This is a genomic window from Pantoea sp. SIMBA_079 (genome assembly GCF_046940275.1).
In the GTDB taxonomy this organism is placed as follows: Bacteria; Pseudomonadota; Gammaproteobacteria; order Enterobacterales; family Enterobacteriaceae; genus Pantoea; species Pantoea borealis.
In genome coordinates this window covers 1-254 of the sequence record NZ_JAWRYR010000603.1, presented here as the reverse complement: position 1 = coordinate 254, position 254 = coordinate 1, and the positions used below count along the sequence as shown (strand labels likewise).

1 pseudogene is annotated in these 254 nt (G+C 59.4%); it reads right to left on the bottom strand.

Annotation, left to right across the window (positions count from 1 at the left end):
* Positions 1 to 254 (bottom strand): annotated as a pseudogene (locus SB719_RS21350) (mobilization protein); the annotation flags it as partial.

Here is a 254-nt window from a genome sequence, read left to right as displayed (position 1 = left end):
TCGCTGATCATCTGACGCGTCTCGCGAACGGCGTAGCCGTGAAGGCTTTCCTTATCGGAAAAGATTTCTCTTTTAGCCGCGCCGCGCGGGGCTGAAGGCAGCGCACGACGCGTGCGGTACAGGCTGCCGTCCTCGCTCATTTCCCAGCTGCCGTTGTCCACGTTAAAACCTAAATCCCGCTCCAGCACGCGGCAGGCTTTCTGCAGCGTGTCTGCATCGTTCCACATATTCTGTGCGCGGAACGTGACCGGATG